Raw genomic sequence first — 716 nt, forward strand, 5'->3', positions numbered from 1 at the left:
CACCGTTAATACAGCAGCATTAAACTCTGAGATGAACACCATTACAGAGGCACGTAATGTAGGTGGTTGGGGTGCAGTAGGTGATTTACTGCATCCTTCCCGTCAATTAAGCAAAGCTGCTGTGGATAAAGTAAGGGCGTCTAAGTTACGCCCAGAATACTTCTCTATGGTTAATGGTGCTACTGATGAGAATGTAGATAAGTTAATTGATTTAGCTTTAACTCATCAACAACGTGAAGATGATTTAGCTGGTAAGAAGATTGGTTTAGGTAGTCAGATTGGTGCAGGTGCTGTATCTATGGCATCAGACCCAACTAACCTTGCCCTTATGGTTCAGCCAGAGATTGGTGTTCCAGCTTTCCTTGAGAAAATGGGTGGTGGTTCTTTACTAAAATGGGGACTTAAGTCTGCATATAAAGTAGGAACTAATGCAACATATGATGCCACTGTAGGCACATTGGGTATGGGTGCTCATACTGCTATTACTGGTGGTGATTTCAATGCTGGTGAAGCTGCGGTCTCCTCTGTGATTATTGGTGCTGGTTTCCGTGGTGCTGGTAAAGTATTGGGTTATGGTGGTAAGTTTGTTCGTAACCCTGAAGCTACTATCAATGAAGTAAGTAGAACAGTTCGTAACAAACCAGAGACAGTTGAAACAGGTGATGTAAGTCAGAACGTAGTAGAGCAACCTGAAGTTGCCACTCCTGCTCCAGAAG

Annotated in this window: 1 protein-coding gene; it reads left to right on the top strand. The window is 43.2% G+C overall.

All coding sequences use genetic code 11. From position 1 onward, the window contains the following. Window positions 1-31: 31 nt before the first annotated feature. Window positions 32-716: hypothetical protein (locus tag N1032_RS25310; protein WP_259543348.1), on the top strand; the 685-nt coding region annotated here is incomplete at its 3' end.

The sequence above is a fragment of the Herbiconiux daphne genome (assembly GCF_024979295.1).
Classification (GTDB): Bacteria; Actinomycetota; Actinomycetes; order Actinomycetales; family Microbacteriaceae; genus Herbiconiux; species Herbiconiux daphnes.